General features: G+C 66.5%; 1 protein-coding gene. It reads left to right on the top strand.

The genetic code is table 11. The features are described from left to right. A partial coding sequence (locus tag NCR40_RS31695) for a type VI secretion system baseplate subunit TssF (RefSeq protein ID WP_250511822.1) occupies nucleotides 1-349 on the top strand: 349 nt, incomplete at both ends.

Here is a 349-nt window from a genome sequence, read left to right as displayed (position 1 = left end):
AAGTGTCTCTACCGCACGACGCAGGCCGTCCAGCTACTGCCACTTTCAGTCGAGGACGCGGAGGTTGCGGTGCGCGATGGTGGATGCACGGTCATCCGCGTCACATTCAGGTTGTGGCTGGGCGAACAGCGCGAGGCGACGGACCTGTCGCGCATTCGTCTGTATCTGCACGGCGAGCGGGCCGCCGCGGCCGCGCTCTATGCGGCGCTGACGCGTCATGTCACCTCGATTAGCCTGCGCTTGCCTTCGGTGCGCAATGGCGAGTTACAGCGGCTCGAGGGCGTTCAATTCGAAGGGGCGGGCTTTGGCCCGACTACGCGGCTGTGGCCGGTCACCGAGCCCGAGCGCG

This window comes from Caballeronia sp. GACF4, assembly GCF_023631025.1.
In the GTDB taxonomy this organism is placed as follows: Bacteria; Pseudomonadota; Gammaproteobacteria; order Burkholderiales; family Burkholderiaceae; genus Caballeronia.
The sequence above is the reverse complement of the archived record's forward strand: the minus strand, read 5'-3'. Positions and strand labels throughout refer to the sequence as shown.